36 protein-coding genes and 1 pseudogene are annotated in these 25270 nt (G+C 59.0%); 17 read left to right on the plus strand and 20 right to left on the minus strand.

From position 1 onward, the window contains the following. Positions 1–299 precede the first annotated feature (299 nt). The 11 genes and pseudogenes from ACP7AL_RS11185 (at position 300) to ACP7AL_RS11235 (ending at position 12059) form a co-directional block, all read left to right on the plus strand. On the plus strand, positions 300–3791 hold the full coding sequence (locus ACP7AL_RS11185) for an indolepyruvate ferredoxin oxidoreductase family protein (protein WP_425991270.1): 3492 nt from the start codon (positions 300–302) through the stop codon (positions 3789–3791). A gap of 34 nt (positions 3792–3825) precedes the next feature. Continuing rightward, complete coding sequence (locus ACP7AL_RS11190; RefSeq protein WP_024921532.1) at positions 3826–4182, plus strand: antibiotic biosynthesis monooxygenase family protein; 357 nt, start codon at positions 3826–3828, stop codon at positions 4180–4182. Positions 4183–4341: 159 nt separating this feature from the next. Continuing rightward, a pseudogene (locus tag ACP7AL_RS11195) lies at positions 4342–5494 on the plus strand (thiolase domain-containing protein). Continuing rightward, positions 5494–5883, plus strand: a complete 390-nt coding sequence (locus ACP7AL_RS11200) for a Zn-ribbon domain-containing OB-fold protein (RefSeq protein ID WP_425991273.1) — start codon at positions 5494–5496, stop codon at positions 5881–5883. The pseudogene ACP7AL_RS11195 and the gene ACP7AL_RS11200 overlap by 1 nt, the downstream one beginning before the upstream one ends. Positions 5884–5907: 24 nt before the next feature. After that, positions 5908–6768 (plus strand): MaoC/PaaZ C-terminal domain-containing protein, encoded by an 861-nt coding sequence (locus tag ACP7AL_RS11205; protein ID WP_425991275.1) that lies wholly within the window; start codon positions 5908–5910, stop codon positions 6766–6768. 24 nt (positions 6769–6792) lie between these two features. Then, positions 6793–7665 carry an SDR family oxidoreductase gene (locus ACP7AL_RS11210; protein ID WP_006020997.1) on the plus strand — a complete coding sequence of 291 codons (873 nt, stop codon included), beginning with the start codon at positions 6793–6795 and terminating at the stop codon, positions 7663–7665. A gap of 29 nt (positions 7666–7694) precedes the next feature. Further along, the gene (locus tag ACP7AL_RS11215) at positions 7695–8624 is read left to right on the plus strand and encodes a dihydrodipicolinate synthase family protein (RefSeq protein ID WP_425991277.1); all 930 of its coding nucleotides are present in this window, start codon (positions 7695–7697) and stop codon (positions 8622–8624) included. Next, positions 8624–9439: an NUDIX hydrolase gene (locus ACP7AL_RS11220; RefSeq protein WP_425991279.1), complete on the plus strand. Its 816-nt coding sequence runs from the start codon at positions 8624–8626 to the stop codon at positions 9437–9439. Before ACP7AL_RS11215 ends, ACP7AL_RS11220 begins: the two co-directional genes overlap by 1 nt. Positions 9440–9535: 96 nt before the next feature. Next, positions 9536–10276, plus strand: coding sequence for a DUF3750 domain-containing protein (locus tag ACP7AL_RS11225; protein WP_425991281.1), 741 nt, complete (start codon positions 9536–9538; stop codon positions 10274–10276). Positions 10277–10308: 32 nt separating this feature from the next. After that, entirely contained in the window at positions 10309–11094 is a 786-nt protein-coding gene (locus ACP7AL_RS11230) for a cobalamin-binding protein (RefSeq protein ID WP_006020993.1), read from the plus strand. 74 nt (positions 11095–11168) lie between these two features. After that, a complete protein-coding gene (locus tag ACP7AL_RS11235; protein WP_006020992.1) occupies positions 11169–12059 on the plus strand; it encodes a LysR substrate-binding domain-containing protein in 891 nt (296 codons plus the stop codon). A gap of 35 nt (positions 12060–12094) precedes the next feature. On the opposite strand, the gene ACP7AL_RS11240 is transcribed toward ACP7AL_RS11235, so the two are convergent. The 20 genes from ACP7AL_RS11240 to ACP7AL_RS11335 form a co-directional block, all read right to left on the minus strand. Continuing rightward, positions 12095–13495: a hypothetical protein gene (locus tag ACP7AL_RS11240; RefSeq protein WP_425991284.1), complete on the minus strand. Its 1401-nt coding sequence runs from the start codon at positions 13493–13495 to the stop codon at positions 12095–12097. A gap of 291 nt (positions 13496–13786) precedes the next feature. Then, on the minus strand, positions 13787–14959 hold the full coding sequence (locus ACP7AL_RS11245; RefSeq protein WP_425991286.1) for a tyrosine-type recombinase/integrase: 1173 nt from the start codon (positions 14957–14959) through the stop codon (positions 13787–13789). A gap of 241 nt (positions 14960–15200) precedes the next feature. After that, positions 15201–15338 carry a hypothetical protein gene (locus ACP7AL_RS11250; protein WP_425991288.1) on the minus strand — a complete coding sequence of 46 codons (138 nt, stop codon included), beginning with the start codon at positions 15336–15338 and terminating at the stop codon, positions 15201–15203. Beyond that, positions 15335–15790, minus strand: coding sequence for a hypothetical protein (locus ACP7AL_RS11255; protein ID WP_425991290.1), 456 nt, complete (start codon positions 15788–15790; stop codon positions 15335–15337). Before ACP7AL_RS11255 ends, ACP7AL_RS11250 begins: the two co-directional genes overlap by 4 nt. A gap of 19 nt (positions 15791–15809) precedes the next feature. After that, positions 15810–15983, minus strand: a complete 174-nt coding sequence (locus ACP7AL_RS11260) for a hypothetical protein (RefSeq protein ID WP_425991292.1) — start codon at positions 15981–15983, stop codon at positions 15810–15812. Between the two features lie 56 nt (positions 15984–16039). Then, positions 16040–16600 carry a 3'-5' exoribonuclease domain-containing protein gene (locus tag ACP7AL_RS11265; protein WP_425991294.1) on the minus strand — a complete coding sequence of 187 codons (561 nt, stop codon included), beginning with the start codon at positions 16598–16600 and terminating at the stop codon, positions 16040–16042. Continuing rightward, the gene (locus ACP7AL_RS11270; protein WP_425991296.1) at positions 16597–16815 is read right to left on the minus strand and encodes a hypothetical protein; all 219 of its coding nucleotides are present in this window, start codon (positions 16813–16815) and stop codon (positions 16597–16599) included. The genes ACP7AL_RS11265 and ACP7AL_RS11270 overlap by 4 nt, the downstream gene beginning before the upstream one ends. Before the next feature lie 21 nt (positions 16816–16836). Beyond that, positions 16837–17520: a hypothetical protein gene (locus tag ACP7AL_RS11275; protein WP_425991298.1), complete on the minus strand. Its 684-nt coding sequence runs from the start codon at positions 17518–17520 to the stop codon at positions 16837–16839. After that, positions 17517–18512 (minus strand): hypothetical protein, encoded by a 996-nt coding sequence (locus ACP7AL_RS11280; RefSeq protein WP_425991300.1) that lies wholly within the window; start codon positions 18510–18512, stop codon positions 17517–17519. Before ACP7AL_RS11280 ends, ACP7AL_RS11275 begins: the two co-directional genes overlap by 4 nt. After that, the gene (locus tag ACP7AL_RS11285; protein ID WP_425991302.1) at positions 18509–18751 is read right to left on the minus strand and encodes a hypothetical protein; all 243 of its coding nucleotides are present in this window, start codon (positions 18749–18751) and stop codon (positions 18509–18511) included. Before ACP7AL_RS11285 ends, ACP7AL_RS11280 begins: the two co-directional genes overlap by 4 nt. After that, entirely contained in the window at positions 18748–19230 is a 483-nt protein-coding gene (locus ACP7AL_RS11290) for a hypothetical protein (RefSeq protein WP_425991304.1), read from the minus strand. Before ACP7AL_RS11290 ends, ACP7AL_RS11285 begins: the two co-directional genes overlap by 4 nt. Further along, entirely contained in the window at positions 19227–19517 is a 291-nt protein-coding gene (locus ACP7AL_RS11295; RefSeq protein ID WP_425991306.1) for a hypothetical protein, read from the minus strand. The genes ACP7AL_RS11290 and ACP7AL_RS11295 overlap by 4 nt, the downstream gene beginning before the upstream one ends. Further along, positions 19514–19903: a hypothetical protein gene (locus ACP7AL_RS11300; protein WP_425991308.1), complete on the minus strand. Its 390-nt coding sequence runs from the start codon at positions 19901–19903 to the stop codon at positions 19514–19516. The genes ACP7AL_RS11295 and ACP7AL_RS11300 overlap by 4 nt, the downstream gene beginning before the upstream one ends. Before the next feature lie 59 nt (positions 19904–19962). Continuing rightward, positions 19963–20268, minus strand: coding sequence for a hypothetical protein (locus ACP7AL_RS11305; protein ID WP_425991310.1), 306 nt, complete (start codon positions 20266–20268; stop codon positions 19963–19965). 328 nt (positions 20269–20596) lie between these two features. After that, the gene (locus ACP7AL_RS11310) at positions 20597–20827 is read right to left on the minus strand and encodes a hypothetical protein (protein WP_425991312.1); all 231 of its coding nucleotides are present in this window, start codon (positions 20825–20827) and stop codon (positions 20597–20599) included. Further along, positions 20824–21171, minus strand: coding sequence for a hypothetical protein (locus tag ACP7AL_RS11315; RefSeq protein WP_425991314.1), 348 nt, complete (start codon positions 21169–21171; stop codon positions 20824–20826). The genes ACP7AL_RS11310 and ACP7AL_RS11315 overlap by 4 nt, the downstream gene beginning before the upstream one ends. 50 nt (positions 21172–21221) lie before the next feature. Continuing rightward, the gene (locus ACP7AL_RS11320; protein WP_425991316.1) at positions 21222–21410 is read right to left on the minus strand and encodes a hypothetical protein; all 189 of its coding nucleotides are present in this window, start codon (positions 21408–21410) and stop codon (positions 21222–21224) included. Beyond that, positions 21407–21598, minus strand: a complete 192-nt coding sequence (locus ACP7AL_RS11325; RefSeq protein WP_425991318.1) for a hypothetical protein — start codon at positions 21596–21598, stop codon at positions 21407–21409. The genes ACP7AL_RS11320 and ACP7AL_RS11325 overlap by 4 nt, the downstream gene beginning before the upstream one ends. Then, positions 21591–21737: a hypothetical protein gene (locus ACP7AL_RS11330; protein ID WP_425991320.1), complete on the minus strand. Its 147-nt coding sequence runs from the start codon at positions 21735–21737 to the stop codon at positions 21591–21593. Before ACP7AL_RS11330 ends, ACP7AL_RS11325 begins: the two co-directional genes overlap by 8 nt. 419 nt (positions 21738–22156) lie before the next feature. After that, complete coding sequence (locus ACP7AL_RS11335) at positions 22157–22474, minus strand: hypothetical protein (protein ID WP_425991322.1); 318 nt, start codon at positions 22472–22474, stop codon at positions 22157–22159. Between the two features lie 86 nt (positions 22475–22560). Here ACP7AL_RS11335 and ACP7AL_RS11340 point away from each other — a divergent pair, with 86 nt between their 5' ends. The 6 genes from ACP7AL_RS11340 (at position 22561) to ACP7AL_RS11365 (ending at position 25069) form a co-directional block, all read left to right on the plus strand. After that, positions 22561–22782, plus strand: a complete 222-nt coding sequence (locus ACP7AL_RS11340; protein ID WP_425991324.1) for a hypothetical protein — start codon at positions 22561–22563, stop codon at positions 22780–22782. Positions 22783–23417: 635 nt separating this feature from the next. Next, positions 23418–23774, plus strand: a complete 357-nt coding sequence (locus ACP7AL_RS11345; protein ID WP_425991326.1) for a hypothetical protein — start codon at positions 23418–23420, stop codon at positions 23772–23774. A gap of 113 nt (positions 23775–23887) precedes the next feature. Continuing rightward, positions 23888–24253: a hypothetical protein gene (locus tag ACP7AL_RS11350; RefSeq protein ID WP_425991328.1), complete on the plus strand. Its 366-nt coding sequence runs from the start codon at positions 23888–23890 to the stop codon at positions 24251–24253. Beyond that, a complete protein-coding gene (locus tag ACP7AL_RS11355; RefSeq protein WP_425991330.1) occupies positions 24250–24696 on the plus strand; it encodes a hypothetical protein in 447 nt (148 codons plus the stop codon). The genes ACP7AL_RS11350 and ACP7AL_RS11355 overlap by 4 nt, the downstream gene beginning before the upstream one ends. Continuing rightward, positions 24693–24890 carry a hypothetical protein gene (locus tag ACP7AL_RS11360; RefSeq protein WP_425991331.1) on the plus strand — a complete coding sequence of 66 codons (198 nt, stop codon included), beginning with the start codon at positions 24693–24695 and terminating at the stop codon, positions 24888–24890. Before ACP7AL_RS11355 ends, ACP7AL_RS11360 begins: the two co-directional genes overlap by 4 nt. Continuing rightward, entirely contained in the window at positions 24887–25069 is a 183-nt protein-coding gene (locus ACP7AL_RS11365; RefSeq protein WP_425991333.1) for a hypothetical protein, read from the plus strand. The genes ACP7AL_RS11360 and ACP7AL_RS11365 overlap by 4 nt, the downstream gene beginning before the upstream one ends. The last annotated feature ends 201 nt before the right edge of the window (positions 25070–25270 follow it).

The raw sequence follows: 25270 nt of genomic DNA on the forward strand, positions 1-25270 counted from the left end.
TGGGAACGTTCCGGCGGAGCGTTGCATGGAGCGAGGGGCAGCATTGCGGGCAGACAGGCCGCACTGCAGCGGTGTGAACGGGCCCCGCCGCAGGCAAAAGTCCTTCGCAATGTCCTTTCGGCCTCAGGGAGGCGGGCGACACAACCGGTCCGAAGGAAGGCGAAAAGCGCCCTAAAATTACGTTTGAAAACAAAGGTCTGATGAATGCGATTTCTTTTGTGCGGGAAACAAAAAGCGACATAGACTGGTTCTAAGCAGACTCGTCACGGCGCAAGAGCCCGGCAAAGAGGCAAACGAATATGGGAATCAACCAAGGGCCGATCAGCCTCGACCAGAAATACACGCAGGCATCGGGACATGTTTTCCTGACCGGAATTCAGGCGCTGGTCCGGCTGCCGATGGCACAGGTCAGACGCGACCGCGCGGCGGGGCTGAACACCGCGGCGTTCGTATCCGGTTATCGCGGGTCGCCGCTGGGCGGCTATGACCAGCAACTGTTCGCCGCGCGCAAGCACCTTGAACAGTACAATGTGAAATTCCAGCCGGGGGTCAACGAGGACCTCGCCGCCACGGCAATCTGGGGTTCGCAGCAGCTCAATCTCTCGCCTGGCGCGAAATACGACGGCATCACCGGCATCTGGTATGGCAAGGGCCCCGGCGTCGATCGTTGCGGCGACGTCTTCCGCCACGGCAATGCGGCGGGTTCCGCCAAGAACGGCGGCGTGCTCTGTCTCGCCGGTGACGATCACGGCGCGAAGTCATCGACCGTGCCGCATCAGTCGGACCACGCCTTCATCTCCGCGCTGATGCCGTATCTCTATCCATCGAGCATCCACGAGATGATCGAGATGGGACTGCTCGGCATCGCGATGTCGCGCTATTCCGGCTGCTGGGTCGGCATGAAGGTGATCACCGAGACGGTGGAAACGACCGCGGAGATCGATCTCACCGACGAGATGACGCCGTTCATCATTCCGAGCGATTTCGAAATGCCGCCGGGCGGTCTCAACCTTCGCTGGCCGGACGACCGTTACGCGCAGGACAAGCGCTTGCAGGACTACAAGGGCTTCGCTGCCGTCGCCTTTGCGCGCGCCAACAAGATCAACCGCGTGACGATGGACTCGCCCAACGCACGGTTCGGCATCATGGCGTCCGGCAAGAGCTATGAAGACATTCGCCAGGCGCTGCGCGAACTCGGCATCACGCCGGAGGTGGCTGCGAAGATCGGTCTGCGGCTTTACAAGATCGGCATGCCGTGGCCGCTGGAGCCGGAAGGCGTGCGCGCCTTCGCCGTCGGTCTTGAGGAAATCTTCATCGTCGAGGAGCGCCGCGAGATCGTCGAGAACCAGGTCAAACAGGAGCTGTTCAACTGGCGCGACGATGTGCGCCCGCGCATCATCGGCAAGATGGACAATCACGACAAGCGGTTCCTGCCGTTCGCGGAAGAATTGAGCGTCGCTTCGCTGGCAAGCTCGCTGACCGAGCGGCTGCTGCAACTCGACCTCAATCCCGAAATCGTGGCGATGCTCCGCGCCAAGGCTGACTGGTTCAACGGCCGGCAGGCGACGCAGGTGCAGGCCATCGCGCCAGTCACGCGCACGCCGTATTTCTGCTCGGGCTGTCCGCACAATTCATCGACCAAGGTCCCGGAAGGCAGCCGTGCGATGGCCGGTATCGGCTGTCACTTCATGGCGTTGTGGATGGACCGCAACACGGAGACCTTCACGCACATGGGCGGCGAGGGCGTGCCGTGGGTCGGCATCGCGCCGTTCACCAACGAGAAGCACGTTTTCGTCAATCTCGGCGACGGCACTTACTTCCATTCAGGCAGCCTCGCGATCCGGCAGGCGGTCGCGTCGAAGGCCAACATCACCTACAAAATTCTTTACAACGACGCGACGGCCATGACCGGCGGTCAGCATGTCGACGGCGAGCTTTCGCCGCAGCAGGTGACGTTCCAGCTTCACAGCGAAGGTATCCGCGACATCTATCTTGTGTCGGAAAATCCCGAGGCCTATCCGGCATCCGACATCGCGCCCGGCACCAAGGTCGCGCACCGCGATCAGCTCGACGAAGTCCAGCGCACGCTGCGCGAGACGCCGGGTTGCTCGGCGATCGTGTTCGTACAGACCTGCGCCGCCGAAAAACGCCGCCGTCGCAAGCGCGGATTGATGGAAGACCCGTCAAAGCGGGTCGTCATTAATGCCGCGGTCTGCGAAGGGTGCGGCGACTGCTCGGTGCAATCGAACTGCATTTCGGTGGAGCCGCTGGAGACCGAGATGGGGCGCAAGCGCACCATCAACCAGTCGACCTGCAACAAGGATTATTCCTGTGTGAAGGGGTTCTGCCCGTCCTTCGTCACCATCGAGGGTGGCACGCTGCGCAAGCGTGCGCCGGTCGATATCGGCAATATCGGGGAATTGCCGGCGCCGGCCTCGGTGCCCTCGCTGGATCGCCCGTATAATGTCGCTGTCGGCGGCGTGGGCGGCACAGGCGTGCTCACCATCGGCGCGTTGCTCGGCATGGCCGCGCATATCGAAGGCAAGGCCAGCATGATCCTCGATATGTCGGGGCTTGCGCAGAAGGGCGGTGCGGTGCTCAGCCATGTGCGGCTGTCGAAGAATACCGCCGATGTGACGTGCTCGCGCATCGTCACCGGCACCGCCGATCTGCTGATCGCAGCGGATGAAGTGGTGGCTGTCGCCAAGGAGACGATTACGCTGGCGGAATCGTCGCGTACCTACGGCGTGATCAACACGCATTTGATCCCGATTGCGGACTTTATTCAGAACCGTGATTTCGATTTCCAGCGCGGCAAGGTCAATCGCGTGCTGGAAAATGCGCTTCGCAAGGAATCTGCGTTCCTCGATTTCACCAAGCCTGCCGAGACGCTGCTGGGTGACTCGATCGCGACCAACATGATGATGCTGGGGTATGCTTATCAGAAGGGCTTGCTCCCCGTCGGCGCTGAAGCCATCGAACAGGCGATCGAACTTAACGGAGTGTCGATCAAGATGAACACGCAGGCGTTCCGCCTTGGCCGCCTCGCCGCGCATGATCCCGCAAAGTTGGCGGCCATGATGAAAGACGACGAACCCGAGGCGCCCAAGACCCTCGATCAGATGTCGCTGGACGAGGTCATCGCGCATCGCACGAAATTCCTGACAGACTATCAGAATGCGGCCTATGCCGCGCGGTATCGCAATCTCGTCGATCAGGTTCGGAAGGTTGCATTCGACGGCGGCTACGGCGAAGCATTGCCGCGTGCTGTTGCGATCAACTACGCCAAGTTGCTGGCCTACAAGGACGAATACGAGGTGGCGCGGCTTTATACAGATGGGCGGTTTGCGGACAGCATCCGCAAGCAGTTCGACGGCAACTTCACGATGAACTTCAATCTTGCTCCGCCGATTCTGAACACTGGCACTGATGCGTTGGGGCGTCCGCGCAAGCGCGCCTTCGGTCCCTGGATGATGAGCGCGTTTGGCATGCTTGCGAAACTCCGCTTCCTGCGCGGTACGCTGTTCGATCCGTTCAGCTACAGCGAGGACCGCAAGCTCGAGCGCAACCTGATCAAGGGATACGAGCAGGATGTGGTGACAGCGGTGAAGCTGCTGTCGCCGAAGACCTACGACATTGCGGTGGAGTTGCTGTCGCTGCCTGATCAGATCCGCGGCTATGGCCCGGTGAAGGAAGCATCCATCGCAAAAGCCAAGGCGCGGTACGAACAGCTTGCCAAGGACCTGGTCAATCCGCCGCCGATGATCGCGCCGCAAATCGCAGCGGAGTGATCGCTGAAGCCACCGCAGTGTCGTGAGGTCTCAAATGATCGCCATTATCTTTGAGGTCTGGCCTGCGGAGGGACAGAAGGACCGCTATCTCGATCTGGCAGCACGGTTGCGCGAAGACCTCGAGCAGATGGATGGCTTCATTTCGGTGGAGCGGTTTCAAAGCCTCACCGATCCCGGCAAGCTGCTGTCGATTTCGATTTGGCGAGACGAGGCGGCTGTTGCCGGATGGCGGGCATTTGCACGCCATCGCGCGGCGCAGCGGGCAGGGCGGCAGGGAATTTTCAGTGACTATCGGCTGCGTGTCGCGGCTGTCCTCCGCGACTACGGGATGAACGAGCGGCGCGAGCAGGCGCCCGCGGACAGCATCGCAAGCTACGCGCCTGAAATCTGACCGATCGCTATTGCTTCCCGTTCGGTGCGACGATGTCAATGCGCCAATCGATGCCGCCATTTGTACGTCAGGCTCGTTCGCCCTGCGAAATTCAAGATGCTTGCCAAGCGCGGCTTGAAGGGTCAGAAAATCCGCTGAGATAATGCAGCGGAGATGACTTTGAGCATCAAGGGAAAAGCCTATATCGCCGGGATTTACGAGCATCCCACCCGGCATGCGCCGGACAAATCGACGGCCCAACTTCACGCCGAATGCGCCAAGGGCGCGCTGGAGGATGCCGGCCTGACCAAGGCCGATGTCGACGGCTATTTCTGCGCCGGTGATGCGCCCGGCGGCGTGATGCCGATGGCCGATTATCTGGGCCTCAAACTGCGTCATCTGGATTCCACCGAGACCGGCGGGTGCTCTTACATCATCGCGCTTGGGCACGCCGCCGAGGCGATTGCCGCCGGAAAATGTTCCGTGGCGCTGATCACGCTGGCGGGCAAGCCGCGCACTGGGCCGGCCGATGCCGCCACGCGCGTTCGGCCCCGAGGTCGATTTCGAAGCGGCTTACGGCGCGACAACCCACAACGCATATGGCATGTGCGCCATGCGCCATATGCATGAGTTCGGCACCACCAGCGAGCAGCTCGCCTGGGTCAAGGTCGCGGCCTCGCATCATGCGCAATACAATCCGCACGCGATGCTGCGCGACGTCGTCACCGTGGAGGACGTCCTCAACTCGCCGATGATCTCTGACCCGCTGCACCGGCTCGATTGCTGCGTCGTCTCGGACGGCGGCGGTGCGCTTGTCGTGACCACGCCGGAGATCGCGAAGTCGCTGAAGCGTCCACTGGTCCGCATGACCGGTCACGGTGAATCGCTGAAGGGTCCGAACGGCGGCCGCAAGCTCGACCTGACCTATTCGGCGGGTGTGTGGAGCGGCCCACCGGCGTTTGCGGAAGCAGGCGTGACGCCGAAGGATATCAAGTATGCGTCGATTTACGACAGCTTCACCATCACCGTGGTGGTTCAACTTGAAGACCTCGGCTTCTGTGCGAAGGGCGAGGGTGGAAAGTTCGTCGCCGACGGCAACCTGATTTCCGGCGTCGGCAAGCTGCCGTGGAATACGGACGGCGGCGGGCTGTGCAACAACCACCCGATCAACCGCGGTGGCATCACCAAGATCATCGAGGCGGTGCGTCAGTTGCGCGGCGAGGCGCATCCGAAGGTTCAGGTGCCGAACTGCGATCTCGCGCTGGTGCACGGCACCGGCGGACTGCTGGGTGTGCGTCATGCGGCATCGACCGCTATTCTGGAGCGCGTATGATGACCGACAAACCGAAGTATCCGGCCCCTGTGGGCAACCCTGAAACCGCACACTTCTGGGACGCTGCGAAAGAGGGCAAGTTTCTCATCAAGCGCTGCACCGCGTGTGGCGAGCCGCATTATTTCCCGCGCTCGATCTGTCCGGTGTGCTTCTCGGACCAGACGGTGTGGGAGGAGAGCAAGGGCGAGGGCGTGATCTACAGCTACAGCCTGATGCGGAAGTCACCGACGGGACCTTATGCCATTGGGTACGTCACGCTCGATGAAGGTCCGTCACTGCTGACGAACTTCGTGGACTGCGATTTGGCGACGCTGAAAATCGGTCAGCGCGTGAAGGTCGTGTTCAAGCCGACGGACGGCGCGCCGCTGCCGTTCTTCACGCCGGCCTGACAACAATAACAACAGCGAGGAAACATGCCGATCAAGTACGATGAGGTGATGGCGCTCAGGAATGTCGGCCAGAAGTATTCATGGACTGACCGTGAAGTGATGCTCTACGCCTATGGTATCGGCATGGGCGCCGATCCAATGGACCAGAAGGAGCTGTCGTTCGTCAACGAAGGCTACTTCACGCCGCGCGAGCTGAAGGTGGTCCCGACTTACGCGTCGGTTGCGGCGTGGGGCGCAAGTGCCGGCCCCATCGACGTCAACCGCGTCATGGTGGTGGATGGCGAGCGTGACATCACCTTTCACAAGCCATTGCCTGTCGCCGCCAGTATCACGGCGGACTCCAGCATTCTTGGCGTGTTCGACAAGGGCAAGGACAAGGGCGCGGTGATTCTGCGCAAGACCGTGCTCAAGAATGACAAGGGCGAGGATCTCGCCACGCTGATCGCATCGCAGTTCGCGCGCGGCGACGGCGGCTTCGGCGGCCCGTCCGAGGGGCAGCCTGAGCCCCATGCCATTCCGAAGCGCGCGCCGGACATGACGGTCGACATCTCGACCCGGCCGGATCAGGCGCTGATCTACCGGCTGTGCGGCGACCGTAATCCGCTGCACAGCGATCCGGAATTCGCCAGGCGCGCTGGCTTCGACCGGCCCATCCTGCACGGCATGTGCACCTATGGCCTGAGCTGCCGCGCAGTGCTTCAGACCTACGCGGATTATGATCCGTCCGCCTTTAAGCAGCACGTGACGCGCTTTTCGTCGCCGGTGTTTCCGGGGGAGACCGTGTCGTTCGATCTGTGGAAAGACGGCAACGTGATTTCGCTTGAAGGCCGCGTCAAGAGCCGGAACGTCACGGTCATCAGGAACGGAAAGACTGTTCTCGCCTGAAACAAGAAGAAACGGGAGGATTCGATGGGTTTGCTCGACGGCAAGGTTGCGATCATTACCGGCGCAGGCGGTGGTCTGGGCGAAGCCTACGCCAAACTGTTTGCGCGAGAAGGCGCGTCGGTGGTCGTCAACGATCTTGGCGGGCCACGCGACGGTAGCGGCGCCGACAAGTCGATGGCGCAGAAGGTCGTCGATGGCATCAAGGCCGAAGGCGGGAAAGCCATCGCGAATGGTTCGGATATTTCGACGATGGCCGGTGGTCAGTCGGTGTTCGACGATGCGATCAGGCATTTCGGCCGCGCGGACATTCTGGTGAACAATGCCGGAATTCTGCGCGACGGCACCTTCGCCAAAATGACGGAGGACAACTGGGACAAGGTGATGACGGTGCACCTGAAGGGCACCTTCTGCGTCACCCTGCCGGTCTTCAAATGGATGAAGGACAACGGCGGCGGCGTCATCGTCAATACCTCATCGACCTCCGGGCTTTTCGGGAATTTCGGCCAGAGCAATTATGGTGCGGCCAAGGGCGGTATCTTCGGCCTGTCCAATGTGCTGACGGATGAGGGACGCAAGTACAATATCCGCGTCTGGACGCTGGCGCCGGGCGCTTTGACCCGCATGACGGCGGATCTGCAGCGCTACATCGACAATCCGGGGGCCGCCATGGGGCCTGACGAGATTGCGCCGGCGGTGCTTTACATGGTGAGTTCCCTGTCCGGCGAACAGACCGGAAAGGTACTGGGCGTTTCCGGCCCGCGAGGTATCCGGGAGATAAAACTCCTGGAGCGGGAGGGGTGGAAGCCCGGCGGCCCGTGGAAACCGCAGGACATTGCGGCCCATGCGAGCGAGATTTTTTTCGACGAAGGCGTTAGAATTGTGCCGCGCAGCTACTGACACAAAAACAAGAAAGCAGTCCTCCTCTCATGAAACTAACTTACGAAGCGAGCGGTACGTTCGCGATCGCACCAACCCCGTTCTTCGATGACGGCCGCATCGACTACGACTCGATCGACCGCCTGACCGATTTCTACGCGGAGGTCGGCTGCAATGGCGTCACCGTACTCGGCATTCTCGGTGAGGCGCCAAAGCTCGAAGGCAACGAATCCATCGACGTCGCGACGCGCTTCATCAAGCGGGCCAAGGACAAGCAGATTATCGTGGGTGTCTCCGCGCCGGGCTTTGCGCAGATGCGCACACTCGCGCGCGCATCGATGGACGCCGGCGCCGCCGCTGTGATGATCGCTCCGCCCACGCACCTGCGCACCGACGAGCAGATCACCGGTTATTTCCGGCAGGCGAGCGAAGCTATCGGCAGCGACGTGCCGTGGGTATTGCAGGATTATCCGCTGACGCTGACCGTCGTCATGACTCCGTCGGTGATCCGCAAGATCGTCATGGACAACCCGTCGTGCGTGATGCTCAAGCACGAAGACTGGCCGGGGCTGGAAAAGATTTCGACTCTGCGCGGCTTCCAGAAGGACGGCTCGCTGCGGCCGCTGTCGATTCTGGTGGGCAACGGCGGGCTGTTCCTCGACTTCGAGATGGAGCGGGGCGTCGATGGCGCCATGACGGGCTACGCCTTCCCCGATCTGCTGGTGGATGTCGTCAACCTGTCGAAGGCAGGCAAGCGCGACGCCGCGCACGATCTGTTCGATGCGCATCTGCCGCTGATCCGTTACGAGCAGCAGCCGGGCGTCGGCCTCGCTGTGCGCAAATATGTTTTGAAGAAGCGCGGCAAGATCGCGTCGGACGCGCAACGCAAGCCGGGATCGAGCATGAGCGCGCTGGCGCGCAGCGAGGTGGACTATCTCCTGTCGCGCGTCGGGCGCATCGATAAACGGGCGAACATCTAATGAGCAGCGGCGGCAAGAGCGCTCCTGACCCGTCGAAGGCCTTACGCACGGCGTCCACGGTGCTGCTGTTGCGGGAAGCCGCCGGCGGCATGGAAATCTTCATGGTGCAGCGGAATCGCCAGATCGAGTTCAGTTCCGGCGCCTTGGTGTTTCCCGGCGGCAGCATGGACCCGAATGACCATGAGATCGCGACCGATCCGGCGCTCGTCGCCGATCGTGGCGGTCTCGCTATCGATACTGCGGCCATTCGCATTGGCGGCATCCGAGAGACGTTCGAGGAAAGCGGAATCCTTCTGGCGCGGCCGCGAGGCTCATCCTCGCTGGTGTCTGCGGAGAAGGCCGACGCCCTCGGTTCGCAGCGCGAGGCGCTCGACGCGGGCGAGGTGAGTTTCGCGGACATTCTGCGCGAACATGACCTTACTCCTGCGATCGATCTGCTTGCGCTCTTCGCGCACTGGATCACGCCGGTGAATCTGCCGAAGCGTTTCGACACGCATTTTCTGTTGGCGCTGGCTCCGGCAGATCAGATCGGCAGGCACGACGGCAGGGAGTCGGTGGATTCCGTATGGCTGTCGCCGAAGGCTGCGCTCGAGGCCGCTGAGTCGGGACGTTACAACCTGCCGTTTCCGACGATCCGCAACCTGATCAAGCTCGACAAGCTCGGAACTGCGCAGGCCGCAATGGACTTCGCGCGGACGACGCCGGTGGTAACCGTTGTGCCCGAGATGAGCAGGAACGAAAATGGAACCACGCGCCTGCGCATTCCGATCGAGGCAGGCTACGACGGCGACGTTTTTGACGTTGCACGCCCCTGAGAGGCTAATTCAGCGCCATTGAATCCATCGGCTGCCGTCACCATTCTCATGAGACGCGAAGCGCGCCCATGACGGTATCCGATGAGATTTTGGAAGATGGTTCTGACGGCTTTTCTGGTCCTTTTATTCGCCCCCATCGGCGTTTCTGCGGCATCGTATTTTTTGAGCGACCGGGCGTCGGCGAACTGGTACGCGGCCGATCGCTCCAGCGCGGGCGTTCTGCCGCAGGTATCGGATCATCCGGATGCGCTGGTTCGGATCTATGCCGCACGTACGGTGCGCTGGCGCGGCATCGTCGCTGTTCATTCATGGATCGTGTTCAAGGAGAAGGGCGCGTCGCGCTATAGCCGCTACGATTATACGGCGTGGGGAGAACCGATCCGCATCAACGGCTTCGTGGCGGACGGGCGCTGGTTCGGGCAGATTCCTGATGAGGTCTTCCGCGCAGACGGTGAGCACGCAGCACAGCTGATTCCGAAAATCCGGGCGGCCATTGACCGCTACAAGTATCGTAACCTTGGCGACTATCGTGCTTGGCCCGGCCCGAACTCGAATACGTTTGTTGCAGCGATCATTGATGCCGTGCCGGAGATGCATGCTGTGCTGCCGCCGACGGCGATCGGCAAGGATTATCCCTACGATGGCGAATGGTTTGGCCGGACGCCTTCGGGGACCGGCTTGCGGGCCACGTTGGGCGGCTATCTCGGTTTGACTGTCGGCTGGCTGGAAGGCGTCGAGTTGAATGTGCTGGGCGCGGTTCTTGGTGTCGACATTCGCCGCCCTGCAATCAAGATTCCGGGCATTGGACGCATTGGCATGAGTGCCGCAGCGGCGTAGTCAGTCAGAACGATGGCTGACCGAGATTGCCGATGACTTTCCCTCCACGACGAGTCGTGTGCCTCACCGAAGAGACGGTTGAGACGCTGTACCTGCTTGGCGAGCAGGATCGTATTGTCGGCGTATCGGGATACGCGGTTCGGCCGCCGCAGGTGCGGCGCGAGAAGCCGCGAGTCTCGGCGTTCATATCAGCCGACGTTCCCAAGATACTTGCGCTCGATCCCGATCTGGTTCTGGCATTCTCGGATTTGCAGGCCGATATCGTCGCCGATCTGGTGCGGGCAGGGGTTGCGGTCCACGTCTTCAACCAGCGCGATATCGCCGGCATTCTGGCAATGATCCGCACGCTCGGCGGATTGATCGGCGAAGCAGAAAAGGCGAATGCGCTCGCGGCATGGTTCGGGCAGCGGCTCGCGGATGTTGCTGCGATCGGGCGCGCCAGAGCGGTGCATCCCAAGGTCTATTTCGAGGAATGGGATGACCCGTTGATCAGCGGGATCGGCTGGGTGTCGGAATTGATTTCGATTGCCGGCGGAGAGGACGTGTTTCCGCAGCTTGCAAAGGCAAAGGCTGCGAAAGACCGCATCATTGCGCCTGAAGCCGTTGTCGCTGCCAATCCCGACGTGATCCTGGCGTCATGGTGCGGCAAGAAAGTCGTCCCGGACAAAATCCGGCAGCGCCCGGGCTGGGACGCGATCGCGGCTGTGCGCGACAACCGTATCGTGGAGATCAAATCGCCGTTGATCCTGCAACCGGGACCTGCGGCGCTCACGGACGGTCTCGACGCGATTATGGCGGCGTTGCAGCCGAACACATGAGATGCATCGACTGAAGGGCTGTTCAATCAGGTCTGACCGTATTAATAACGGTCTTGAATAAGAAGAACTGATCGATGGTGTCCCTTAAACAGCTCAAGTACTTCGACGCCGTGGCCAGATCCGGCCATTTCGGCAAGGCCGCCGAGCATTGCGCTGTGACGCAGCCTGCGCTTTCGATGCAGGTACAGGAACTGGAGAGAACCCTCGGAATTCAGCTCCTGGAGCGCGGTCGCAACGGTGTGATGCTGACCGAGGGCGGCAAAGAAATCGCACAACGTGCGGCGCGCGTCCTTGCCGATGTTCGTGACATTGTCGATGTCGCGCGGCGGCAGGGCAACGTCCTGTCCGGCCCTCTGGGTCTCGGCGTCATCCCTTCGGTGGCGCCGTATATCCTTCCGCAATTGCTGCCGATGATCCGGGACACGTTTCCCGATCTCGACCTTCACATCCGCGAAACGCAGACCCAAACCCTCGTTAACGAGCTAGCCGATGGTCAGCTAGACCTGCTGTTGCTCGCGCTGCCGGTCGAACACCCCGACATCGAGACGGTTCGGTTGTTTGACGATCGCTTCCTGCTGGCGATGGCGACGTCGCACCGCATGTCGAACCGGGTCAAGGCGACGCCTGATCTGCTGGAAGACGACCGGCTGCTGCTGCTGGAAGAGGGGCATTGCATGCGGGATCAGGCGCTGGCCTTTTGCAACCTGCGGCGGATCGAGAACATCAACACCTTCGGCGCGTCGAGCCTGTCCACACTGGTCCAGATGGTGGCGCACGGTCTCGGCATGACGCTGTTGCCGGAACTGGCGGTGCCGCTCGAAAGCCGGCGGGGCGACATTCACTTGATGCGGTTCGCCGATCCGGAGCCGCAGCGCGTGATCGGGCTTGCCTGGCGCCGAAGCTCGCCGCGGAAGCGCCATTTCGCCGAGCTTGGGCAGATGATTTCAGCGGCGGCGGCCAGGTAGGGGCACCGCGGTTGCGGCGCGCTCCAGAAAAACGCCTATGCAACCACCTTGTCGGCAGGTTGCTGCGTCCAGTCGATCAGCGGAACCCCGTAGGCTCTGCTCCAGACGGTCAGGAAGCGGGGAAACCAGGAGTGCGCGATGGCGCCGCGGTAGGCCCATGTGCGGTACTGAAGGCCGTTTTCGGACAATAGCTCCTGGTATCCGCCATGTGTCTCCGTGGCGTGATGGATATGACGCAGGATTTCGCGGGCGTAGGGCCGGTATCGCTCGCCCCCGGAGAATTCATCGTATTCGAGCATGCGGTCGGCGAACTCGACGTTGAAGGTCGGCCATGCGGACCGGCCTTGATAAGACGGCGTGGCGATCCGGTGGATAAGTTTCTTGCGCGGATTATCCGCCGACACGAAGAAGTGGAAGGTATCCGGAATCCGGAAGCGCGGCTCGGCGAGGATAAGATCGGCGGTTGCGCTAAACAGTGCGCGCTCTGCGTCGTTGCTGAAATCCCAGAAACCGTGCTGCACGTTGACGAAATCAAGCGCGATGGAAAACGCAGGCGAGTCCGCGTTGCAGTCGAGGCTATGCTTGATGTAGCCGTCGCGGCCGAATAACTGAAGCAGTTCTCCTTTGTACTGCGAGAGGCTGCGTCCCAGAATTTCCTCCAGTTCGTTCTGGTGCACGATCCCGAGCCGGATGCTCTGCTGGAACGTCGCATAGACGCTGGCGTTGGTGACGAAACGCAGCCGCTCCGCGCGAGTATCAGTCGCCGCCGAACGTGGCGCGCGGACATCGCAAAGCAGGGTACGGATTCCATAGCCGTCATAAGGTTCGAGACTTCCTGCGAGATCGAGCAACGATCTCTTCAGGTCTTCGCGATATTCGGCCAGCAGCGCGCGGCCGGTTTGTGCGGCGGTTGCCATGTCGGCATAGGGCGACGGTCGAAAGTCAGCGCGAATGATCTGCTCCAGACCACCCTGAATGCCGAGAAGCGTATCTGATGGCAGCGCGAAATAGTTGGCGCCGATATAGCGGTTGCGCTTCACGGGAATGAGCGTTGTTGTGATGATGCCGGAGCGCACTGCGCCCAGCATCAGGCGGACGCTTTTTTCCAGCAGACGAATCCGGCGGGTCGCGTCCTCGGAATCGATGATGGTCTGCGGATCGAGAACGTCGGGATAGAACCAGGCGAAATCCCGCGGATAGTAGGCCGACGCGTGCGGTGCTCCGGTGACAAGAAACGCTTCCTGCGCGGAAAAGGCGCTGTTCATCGAGTTGCGGTAAAGCTCGTCAATCTTCGCCGATGCATAATAGGCGCGCCGCAGGAAACGGTCGGAGAGGAAGTTGGTGGCTTGAAGGCAATTGGCGACAAAGGTCGCGGCGAGGCCTTGATAGAACCTGTGCTCGGAATTTGAAGACAGAAGCCCTTCGTTGCCGCTCACAATGTCCTCCCTCGCAATTCCAAGTCTTGAATAGCCTGGCGGCGCGATTCGATTGAAGCGCCATATGGGCGCAGGCCACCGTGCAAAGCTCGGCAAGCCATGCCGAAAGATGCCACTGTTGGCAATTCAAAATACTGAAATCTGACTGTCATAATTGGCATCTCGCCTGCGCCCGGCTGGGCTCAGACCACGTACTTCCCGGCTGCACGATGCCGAATTTTGGACGGGAATGGCGCGCTCCGAGAGATTCGAACTCCCGACCCTCGGAATCGAAAGACGTGAGCCGGGAAGTCATTTGCGCTTGCCCTTCATGGCCTTAGGCGGGACAGAAAAATTAGTCTGGGACTTTTTCTGGGAATTGATGTTTTCCGCCGTCGCTTCCATCCCGTTGCGAATGTCGTTTAGATCGGCGTCCGCATAGAACTTGGCGGTCGTCTTGATGTCGGTGTGCCGGAGAAGGCGCTGTGCGAGCTTCAGGTTGCCCGTGGTGCGCAGCGTCCGCATCCCTGTCGTATGCCGCGTATCATGCAGGCGCGCATCCACACCCGCCTTAGGCCACTGCCGGCGCCTGTTGGTCCCGATCCCGTAATAGGTCATCGGATAACGCTGGCCCTTAATGAACTTCTTCTTGGTTTTCGGGCAAACCCTGGTTCGCTGCGCAACGAAGGTGAAGACGTGTTCCTTATGATGGCCCCGTAGCGACCACAGGATCTCATAGGCGCGGCGGGGAAGGGGCAGGATCGCCGGAACGCCACCCTTGCCGATGATCGCTACGGTCGCCAGTTCGAAGTCCACCTGCGTCCAGACCAGCAGCACTTCCTTGCGCCGGAAACCCATGATCTCGGCGAACTCACGAAGCTGGGCAAACTCAAGGCTCTCGACTTCGTCAAGGCGCGCATCTTCGGCGGGCGTGATCTCGCGAATGGGCCGCTTGGGCACCTCCAGAAAATGGTTCTTCCAGACTGGCGGATTGTGAATCATCGCGTTCCAGTTTTCCTTGGCGCGGGTGAAAACCCGGCTGAGCAGCGACGTGACGGTCTTGTTGACCGTGCGCGGGCCTATGGGGCGATACAATTGCTTCCCCTTGTCATCTCGCCCGGCCTTCATGACGTGCTTCCTGCGGGCCTCTACGGCCTTTGAAACGGTATCGTCGGTAATGTCATGCAGGGCGACCTGCGGCCCGATATGGCCCTTGAGCCATTCAAGGGCGCGCTCTAGGTCCGGGTCGCTGCCGTGTCGTCCGACCTCATCCCACCATCGATCACACGCCACACCGAGCGTTAAGGGCTTCCGTCCTGTCTTGGCATTGTCAGCAACGATGCGCTTGGCTTCGGCGCGCCGGGCTTTCTCGACTTCCTTTGCGTCACGTTCATTCCGTTCCTTCGTGGACCCGGAAAATCGTAAACCCTGGATTTGGAAGTCGAATTGATAGAACGGGGAATTTCTGACCTTGAAGACTGACATGCCTCACCTGTGCGGCGGAAGAATTCCACAACATCATTTAGGGTACAGACGTAGTGCCTGCGGGCAACCCCGGTGCCCTTGATATGCACTGGCAGATTACCAGCCTCACGGTGCTTCCTGAGGGTTTTCAAGTCCATCCGCAGCAGGGGCGCGAGCGCAGGCAGCGAGAGCGTTGACGACTCCGCAAATGCTTGAACGATGCACGCGGGAATCTCCGCCTCTGGCATGGTGAGGGTGGGGGTCATGACAACGCCTTGCACATGATCCAGCCGATACCGAAGCCGACAAAAGCACTGAACGCCGCCAGAATGCCACTGGCGCGCACAAGACCATCGACCACATCAGGAGACGATGTCTCAGTACGAGTTCTCTCGTTCATCGTGATCCCTCATTGCGAGTGGAGTTTCTTTCTGAACCTACTGAATCATCAGTACTGAGAGAGCGGATGGCGGCTATAGCGGCTGACTTTTCGCAGATGTAGCCATTGCTATCCAATGAGGGGCAGAAGGCTATTGCGTTGCACGCCGCCTCCACCGTCTCAGACTTGATACGGGAGAGGGAGGATTCTGCGGCGAGGGCTCGTTGATAAAAGCCGTTTTTAATTTCTTCCATCTGACGTTTCTTGCGCGCTACGTCGTCATGATTCAGCCGCCATCGGTTCACCTCCGCTTGCAGTTCAGAGATGAAGGTGGCGGCTGCAACAACGTCCATCCGATCTTGCTCATATGAGCATCGACCGGCGATCTGCGGCAACCTCTCCACCAATCCCGTATAATAGGATTGGGGGGAGTTGTTCAGTGAAGATGCGTGCATTGTGGGATCGTGGCTCATTGCTGGTTATCCCGCTGAGTTAACCGATGCTCTCAATTTCGGAGGCGAGATTTGCCAGAATGTCGGCGTGAGATCGTATCGCCGCCTTCAGAGCATTTAACTCGGCGTCGCCAACTTGGATGATCCACTTATCCTTATCGAGGTTAAGGACTTCGCGGGCATCATCCTCAGAAATATTTGCTTTATCGTTCATCTCTCATCTCCCGTCAGTGGTTGCAGTTCAGCAAAGGTGTGAACAAAGCTCTTTTCTTAAACCTCAGGTAGCTCCGCGACTGAGTGTTCCTTCAAAAATTCCCATGCCTGCTTCGTCCAAAGCGCATCTGCCAGCGCGTTGTGCTCTTGACCCTCCTGTTCCGGCAATTTGGGATTTCCTAAATCAACACAAAGCTGCTTCACATCACGACAGAACATCGGCCAGCCCTTCGGCAAGTCGATCATGCGGCCATAAAGCTGGCACAGCGCCACCCAATCATAAGAGCAGTAGTAGGCCCAAAATTCTGGTTTCTCGCCGACGAACTCGATAATCTCACGGGCGATCTGAACTCGCGGCCTTGTTATCGATGGCTGCGACATGCCGGTTAAATGCGACAACACGTTTGCTTTAAGCCACGCGCTCTCGGCACACAGGCTGTATGCGTCTGGCGTCTCGGCGTAATAGGTGCGGCCATCTTCTGCGACGACACCGATCGAGATCAGTTCGATTGTCTTGCCGTCTTCCAAAAATTCGGTATCAAACCAAAATTTCATCTTTAAACCCCAGCGGTTGCAGTCCGTGAATTTAATGTTCTGAAATCTGTCGGCCTCGTTCACACCTTTTCTGAATCCGACTTCCCAGAGATTGCGATACGGCCCTTAGCGGTTGGCTTGGCCCAATACTTTTCGCGCTTGAGCAGCAGGCCCTTTCGGCGCATCCGAGTAGCTACCGCCTTCATCGGCGGCTTCATCCATTCGTATGGAAGCGCGTTGCCGACGACCCGCGATAGAACGTCGAGCAATTTTCTTTCCGCCTCTGTCAGCTTATTCATCTACGGCTCCATGAGGATTGGTCATTCTGCGGCCTGTGAGATTTGTTTAGCGATATGAGCAAGTGCGGCCCGTCCAACAAATTCGGCGTATGCCGGCGGAATGGCCTCGCTCAGTTCACCGAGCGTCATCCAGTTGATGCCCATGGCTTCCGAAGCGGCTGCTTTATGACCGCCGTTCCACACGTCGCGGGTGCCTCGACCTCCGGCAGACTTCGCGCGGCGCCGAGCATGCCCCCCGTAGATGCCGATTACGGGCCTATCATCATGTTGGCACCCAGGCTGGTTGATCTGAAAATTCGACTCTATCAATCGATGACGCTGCAACCGACATCCCTGCGCGCCCAGGCCGAACATCGATCCGCAAAGGGTGATCGGGTCTTGCATGTCCCATGCGGCTTCTTCGACGTTCTCGATCGCCCAAAGGACATCTGCCGGCATCCGGTCGCGAAATTGCTGGATTTGTCGCGGCTTACCCTTGGCGCCCGGTGCGTGTCTCAGCGCAGTGTAGCCCTGACAGTGAGGGCTGGCCCAGACGAAAGCGGCGCCGTACAGCGGGAACGTTAGCGCGTCGGCTTGGAAGAAGCGGAACGGATAGCGCGGCTGAGGCTCAATATCGACGCCGATTACATCAAAGCCGGCCTGATATAGGCCCATCGACACGCCGCCGGCCTTGCAGCACAAATCGATCGCAAGCGGACGGCTCATCCTTCACCGCCCAACTCAGTGCCCGATGCTGCTGTTCCGCTGGTGGCCGGCCTTGTGGCGATACTTGGCTGAACCGCCTCCCGCATCCCCTCTGCGGCCAAGGTGGCTAAGCAGCGCGCGTTCTCATGAGCAGCCCAGGCGCACCAATACTCTAACGTGTTGGTTTCCTTCGTCAGCCTATCAGGACTGAGCCTTGCCTGAGCCAGTCGTGCCGATGCCTCCTGTAAAACATTGGCGAAATTGAGCTCCGCGAATTCTTTGGCATCCCCCGGTGCATCAGCATTCGTCTCCGCGACTGAGGGCTGCGACGTGATCCAGCCGTGATGCCACATGAACGCGCAGTACGCGGCAACATCGCGAGGGTCACCTTTCTCAATGTGGGAATAGAGATGCGCGCGACACTCTTGTTCCCAATTGTCGTCGGCCCACCCGTCACCGAATCCGTATTTTTCCTCGGCAAGACGGAGCTTCTTGGCGAGCGCGGCAGCGAAGCGTTGGACCAAATCAAGCGTGCGAGGATGCAAGTTCGTCGGCCATGCCGGACTTGGGAGGGATACTACTGCTCCGGGCAATTCCTGCTTTGTGAGTCGAGTAATCTTCTGCTCCCCATCCACCTGAACTGATAGAAGGGAGACGACAGCGTCGGCGCGGTCCCGTACACGGTTTGCGGCCTCTGTGGAAAGCTCCGATGTGTCGTAAACCGCACCAGAGGCGGCTTTCCATTTGCGCGGTTTGTCGCCCGGCATATGATAAGTGCTATAATTCGCATCATGCTGGACCAAGCACCGCGCCACCGCTTCTCTATCCGGCTGGATACGGGTGTTCCATGCCTTCACAGGTGCGCGCGCCTCGCAGGTCGGACAGCATACCGCTGGCTCCTTGCGATCAGGAAAGCCGTCTGCGTAACGATAGCCCCTGAGAAGCGTATGGCCTTCGCTCCCACAAAACGGGCAAGGTGCCAGCGCCATCAACTCTCCTGCATCGGTTGTCATGGCTGGGCTCCAAATTCCTCGCTGGCCCATTCAGCCAGACAATCCTCGCAAAGAGCTTCGCCATCATCGTTGAATGCAACCGCAAGATCATTACAACTGCGGGCCTCACAAACCTGGCTGCCGCTGCCCTTGCAATCCTCGCACTCGCCGGAATCCCACACGTCAGGATCGTTGCCCCCGTATTTCGATTTGAAAATACGGCCTTCGCCGTTACATTTTCTGCAGGGCAGAATGCTCATCTCTGTGCGTCCTTGCGAGTTGCGGAGAGGGGATCAGAAAAGACCGCAGGAGGCGAAGATTCCGCGCCCTCGGTTCGACGCGTCTCCGCAACCGCTGGCGCACTCCTGGTTGCCGCAATAGCGGCGCGAGCTTTCAATTCCGCTTCGACGGCCTGCGCGTAGATGTTGATGGTGGATAGCGTCTTGTCGCCACCCGTCAGATCGGCCAGAACGCGCTGGCACGCCTCCAGTGCATTCAGTAGGTCGGGGGCGGCGGCGATAAGGCGGGCGTTAGCAACTTGGCGGCTATGTGCGTTGACATTGGCCACGACCAAGCCGCCCTTGATTGTGACGATGTACCACTCGGGATCAACAGACTCTTGACTGAAGAACCATGGTCCGGGGATATGGTCACTCAACGGAACACTCTCGTCCGCAACCGATCCATCCATGCACGCTCTTGTCTGAACATCACTGGTCATGATCCGAGTGCGCTTCATGACGATCTCCCGCTGTTAGGTTGAAAGAGTGGCGCGGGTGCGTTGGCGATTTCCGACCTTTCCAATGCCGTCCAATCGATCATGCCCTTGGCGGCGGTAAAGAACACAAAATCGACGAGCCATCCCTCGCGATCATCGCCGTTTTTTAGCCGCGCTATCCGCAGACAATTAGCTTGACGCTCGGCCAGCCAATCCCGAACCATCGACAGATCAAGAGCATCGATTGCTTGTTTGACAAACGCGCGGTCTGCATCATTCAAGCGCGTATATTCTGTTTCCGTGGTCATGAGGAGGACTCCGAGAGAGTGCGGAAGAGGGCATCTACGCGATCCAAAAGATCGCCGTCGCAAATCTCGCCTTCACAGCGGTTTCGCAATTCTTGCAGTGCTCTCAACAGATCAACGGACGCCTTTTCGGCGCGTTCAGCACGCCCCCGCGCGGCGTCCAATTCGCTCTTTAGATTGTAGGCGACATTCTCGGCTAAATAGTCCTGTGTGGACTCCATGATCTCGGTGTAAAATTGTTCGGCGACTTCACGAGCAACTGCCCCGACGCGCGTTCCAACAATCTTGCAAACTCCCTCGGCAGCCTGTTCCCACGGCACCAGCGTACGCCCACCCACACCCGGAGCGGACTGCTGGTTGGAGTCTGATATGCTTCTTCGGATAGACATTGGTTTGGTCCTGTTCAGAAAGAGATCCACCGCACAAAGCAATCATCAAACAGAGCAGTTCAGTCCGTGGCTGAGACAGCTTTCGTTTTCTTCGACTCAAAATATTTGCAGGCGTCGTAGTCTTTCTTCACCGCCGCGCCATGGTGACCAGAAAGCGAGCGATACTTTGCGCATTGCGTGGTGCGATATGTTTTGTGGACAAATTCCTGCAGCCGCTCGCTGTAGTAAGACGCCTTCTGGCTCTGTCTGGTCAGTCCGCGAAATTTGCAATCACCGCAGCGCTTGCCCTGAGGCCCTGTACCAGCAAAGAATGCCATGCCCGGTTTCGCATCATCGGTATCCGGGACGCCTTCGATCTTCGTCATGAAGCTCATTGCTCTGCCCCTTCGTAAGTTGTCTCAGTACGTGAGTTGAATGTTGGAGTTCGTGGGTTCTTTGTTCACGTCTTTTCTGCTCCCTCTCATCCCAGAATGCTCGGAGGAGGGTGTCTGCTTGTTCCTGAGAAGTCATGTAAACACGTCCTCAAATATCCAGTTCACAAAAGAAGCCCAGATCAATCCGACGTTTAGGCCGATAAAAAGCGCGTTTAGCGGTAATGGCCACAAGGGCACATTGATTGCGATCATCAAGAGATAAGTTGAGATGGCAAGAAGCCTCATCACACCACCTCACACTTACGGCTATCCAGGTCCATCATCGGCTGTCTCCGTTATCAAGAGCGGTCTTGGTGTCGAGGTGGATGGACTCACCCTTGGCTGCTGCAAGGGTGGAGCGCATGAATTCGATTTCGTCTTCAATGCGCGATTGAATTTCGCTGGCAAGCGTTATCCGAGCGGCCTCAGTGTTTAAATCTGGCTCATCGCTCAAAAATAGAGCCGCAAGCTCATAACACCTAGGATCGTATGACTTGGCTCGGCTGGTCATGCGGCCTCCATCGGGAAAGCACGCGCCGCATCAAGACCAATGGTCTGCTCGATATAATCCCTCTGCCAGTCTGAAAGAGGCTCGGAGTGATCGAGTGCTTCTGCAAATGCCCAAGCAACCGCCTCGGTCACGTCATTGCAGATTGAGGGCGCTTCACACTCATGAACAGTGGTGATGAGGCCGTTGCTCTCGAAGATCGCATCGACAACTTCGTCCATGGTGGCGAATGAGTAATGCTCGCCGGCAATGAACAGATCGGTGATGAATTTGCGGGTCGCCCGACCACTCAGTACCGGAGCCCCGCTGGTGTTCGTGATCTCGGCTTTCTGCGATCTTGACTGCATAACAAGCCCCTAATTGTTCAAACAAAATTCTTGCAATGAGAGAGCCCCACCTACGAGGGCGCTCGTACTGAGTGATTGGCCAATAGGTTTTCCATTGCCTTCTTAGCGTTCAAGAAAATCGCCTCTGTAACAGCGCGATCCTCCTCGGCGTCGCCCCGCAGGTAGCGGCGATCTTGAGTTGCCGCCGCGACTGCATCGACAAGCCAGTCTGCCCAATAGTCGCTGGTGGCTTTATTCATGCCGACCTCACTGTGCTGCGATACGGTTCGGTACCAAGCCAGTGGTGAGCAAGCTGGTGCGCTGACTTCTCCGAGAGCTTGCCGCGCTCGATCATCAATCGAACAAGCGTCTCGCGGTCGAACTTGCGGCGAGCGCCGAGCTTGAAAAGCGCGCCTAAGGTGAAATCCTGTTTTGCGAATTTAAGCATTGGCGCACTCGTCGCCCGCTTCGACCCAAGAGACGATGCTGTCGCGAAGCGCGTCGGTGTCACAGAGGATCGGAAGGCCGGCTTCAGCTGCTGCAGCTTCGAGTTCAGCGCGGCTGGTGTTTTCGTCGATGAAGATCATCTGCCTGTCCCCTTCTCCGCCACCCCAATGGGTAAGCTCATGGGAAGGAGTTATAATCCAACTAATTTGGACATGCAAGTCCCCCAGTCTAATTTATTTGGATTTTTATTTTAGGGCTTTATTCCGTCGCCTAGGTATGTTCTCCTTATGTTCTCAGGCAGGATCATGCGGCGACGCACAACGCAAAATTGCGCCGTTCGTTAGAATTTAAGGTTCCGAATTCAGACCTAGGGAACACTTGAGCCGGAATATTGGCCCTAGTTCGGGGCGTAAGGAGTGGGGAATTTCATGCGTGAATATCTTGCGTGGCATAGACGGCACGCGATCCACATCGCATCGGAACTGCCGGATGATCCAGAGGATGCGCTGGCGGTGCTGGCGCCCACCGTAGAACTGGTAGAAAAGTTCCTGATGGCCCCTCAGACGGCCATAGAGCGGCCAGCAGTGGCCTTAAGTCTCACCGCCGCCTCTCGGAGCCGGTCCCTTAAACCCACAGGCAGCCCCGTCTCATCGCCCTCGTAAAGCCAATCACGAGTCATGCCAGGAACCGCGTTGCGGATGCGCATGGCGAGGTCAACGGACAATGTGTAGCCAACCATAGGGTTGTTGAGGCGCTTCTTCTCAACGCCGAGTTTGGCGGCAAACGCGTCTTGGGTCGGGATACCCTCAGCGAGCATCACCGCCCGTAGGCGTTGAGCGAGATCGGAGTTTTTCCCCGCAGGGTCTTTCGTTGCCATGGCCAATGGTGGGGGAAGTCCAAATTTTTTTCCATCTAGGCTTTTTGCACCTTGTAAGTCCAATTTAGTTGGATTATAGAAGGTGTATGCACGAGCTGAAAACCACTTCCGAAGTCATGGACGCCCTCGGCGGCAACCCTGGCGTAGCAAAGCTCACGGGCAGCAAGCCGAAGGCCGTCTGGAACTGGCGCAGCTTCGATAAATTCCCGTCGAATACATACGCCGTCATGATCGTAGCGCTGCAGGAGCGCGGCAAGACTGCGCCAGCATCGCTCTGGGGCATGAAGTCACCCGAGGTGGCGTCATGACTCAAGTCGTCTCACCATTTGCCAGCAAGCTTCTCAGGGCGGCGCGTTCGATTACTGAACGGCCCGGACCGCCCAGATTTGAATTTTCAAGTAAGCAAAAGCAGATAGCCCGCCACCTAGCGCGCGACGGGTTTTCTTACGAGGAAATTCGCTGCGCAATGGGTATTGACCTTCATCCGAATATTTTTCGACGCAAGCTAAACGAGATCAACATCAAAGCGTCCCCGAGGGGGGCCAATACCGCCGCTTATTACCGGGGGACCCCATGAGCGCCGATCCACGCGGGGGCACACGTAGACCGGCGCTCGTTCATGCACCGGGGGCGTGGTGCAATCACAACAACCCAAACACCGCCAAGACAATCGCCAGCAAGATTCCGACCGCTATAGCGGCGATCATTGCGAGCCTGTCTGACATTGGAAATTCCTTCGGCTTCGCGCCGCTACGAATTCATTCATTGAAATCACATCTGCGCTCGGTCGTTGCAGCGTCCGTCGCATCCATTGTTTTAGCTCGTCCGTCGTTTGCAGACGCGGATCGAGAAGGGGTCGTAGGCCAGTAACGTGTCTGTCTGTCGTCGTCATGGTTGCAACTAACCATGACGGAGAAGCCAAGTGTGGACGAAGAGAGCCAAAATGAGTGTGCGTGAAGCAATGTTCGAGATCGCGGGGAAGCCAGGACATGGCGAACAGCTTGATTGGTTCGACAGAGTTGCCGAAGCCGCCAACATTTCAGCGCGTGCAGTCCGGTCACTCTGGCGCAATGAGATTCAAAATGACGATCACAGGGCCGCTATCGCCGTGCGGCGAGCTGCCGAGCAGGTCAAGAGAGAGCGGGCAATCAAGCAAGCCCGTCAGGAGGCGTCCGCCCTTGCGGCTCAATATCAAACCATCATCGGAGGGCTTCGTGCTGCGGACGAGAGTTTTTATAGCGCTGAAATTGATCGCCTTGAGCGCCTCGCTCGCATCATTGGCGGTCTGGATCGCACCTGAAATCAAGGGGGACGTGAAATGAAAACGTGGCCTTGGGACATAGCACTCGGAATTTTTGCGAGTTCGTTTCTCGTCTGCATTGGCGTTCTCATTGGAATGATGGTGAGCATGCGATGAGCAAATTCTGGACAGAAGAACGGTTGGCAAAGCTTAACGCCGAATACGCAGAAGGCATCCCGCTTCAGGATATTGCTGATCATCTCGGTACATCCAAGCGGACTGTTGAAAACAGGCTGTACTGGCTACGCATGACGCCAGAACGCCGCGCGGCTCGTCGTCAGAAGATCAACGAATACCGGCGCGCTCTCAAGAAGGAAGACACCCGCGTCACCATCGAGCAGGTCCAGGTATCGGCCCGTCCGTCGGAGGAGCAACTCAGGCAACGCGACGCAAGGGAAATGCTGCCTTACCGCGACTTGACGGCGATGCTGTGCGGCGATCCTCCGATTGGCCTCAGCGCATTGGATCAACGCGCATGAGCCTTTCAGCCCGTCGCATGGAATCGTTGGAGGTTGTGGACATCATGCCCGCCGAGCTGCGGGAGTGCGTCCACGAGTTTGGCCTTCCGATTGTAACCGTATGCCGGAAACACGGCATCAACTCAAAGCGCGCGATCCGTGAGGTCGTCCGCGAAATTTGGGCCGGTGCCCGTCAGACCGGCCAGCGCAACGACACGCGGGGCACTCTCGACTGGCTCCTGATGCGGGGCGGCGCATCGGCCAAGACGCTCTATCGCGTTCTCGCTGAGAACAACATGGCAATCGTTTCGGTCGAGCCAACGCGGGCAATGATTGATGCGAGCATGGCGGAGGTTTCTGGTTTCGCTGTCCGTTGCACCAAGGAAGAGAAGCACAAGCGACGGCTGCGCGCGGCCCTTCGTGCGAGCATGGCTGAGATGGTTAAGTCAGGAGTTCATGTATGAAGGCTCCCGAAATCGCATCTGCCCGTACTAACAGTGTTTTCAAGTACGTCCGTCACCATGACGTTGAACGCTGGGCCGCGCTTGGCTGGCGCGATACCGGCGCGCTGCGCGGCACACACCACGGCGAATATTCCCAGCTCATGGAATGGAGCGGAGAGGGTGAACCTGTGTTCCCGCCGGAGACGATGCGATGAGCGAGCATCCCAAAGCAAAGATGATCTACCTCACCGAGCCAAAGTACCGCGAGTACATCCTGAATGTCGGCGGTGAGGACGGCGTTTATCAGCGCGTCCAGCTCACGGAATTGCAGCTCTCACGTCTGGTAGACGAGGGCGCCGGCATGCTTCGCGGCTATCTGGAGGAGCGGGCATGACCGACTATTTCGAGATGGCGGCTGATCTGGACCGCGCGGTTGTGCGTCGTGGGCATCGCCTGAACCCCATCGGGGATGTTTATGGCCGGTTGACGGTTGTCTCAGAAGCGCCCCCGCGCATTAACGCGCGTGGCAAGGCTCTTAGAGTGTGGAATTGTGTTTGCTCATGCGGCAATACAACCACGAGAGAAACAGCCGCAC

This window comes from Afipia sp. DC4300-2b1 (genome assembly GCF_049895725.1).
In the GTDB taxonomy this organism is placed as follows: Bacteria; Pseudomonadota; Alphaproteobacteria; order Rhizobiales; family Xanthobacteraceae; genus Afipia; species Afipia broomeae.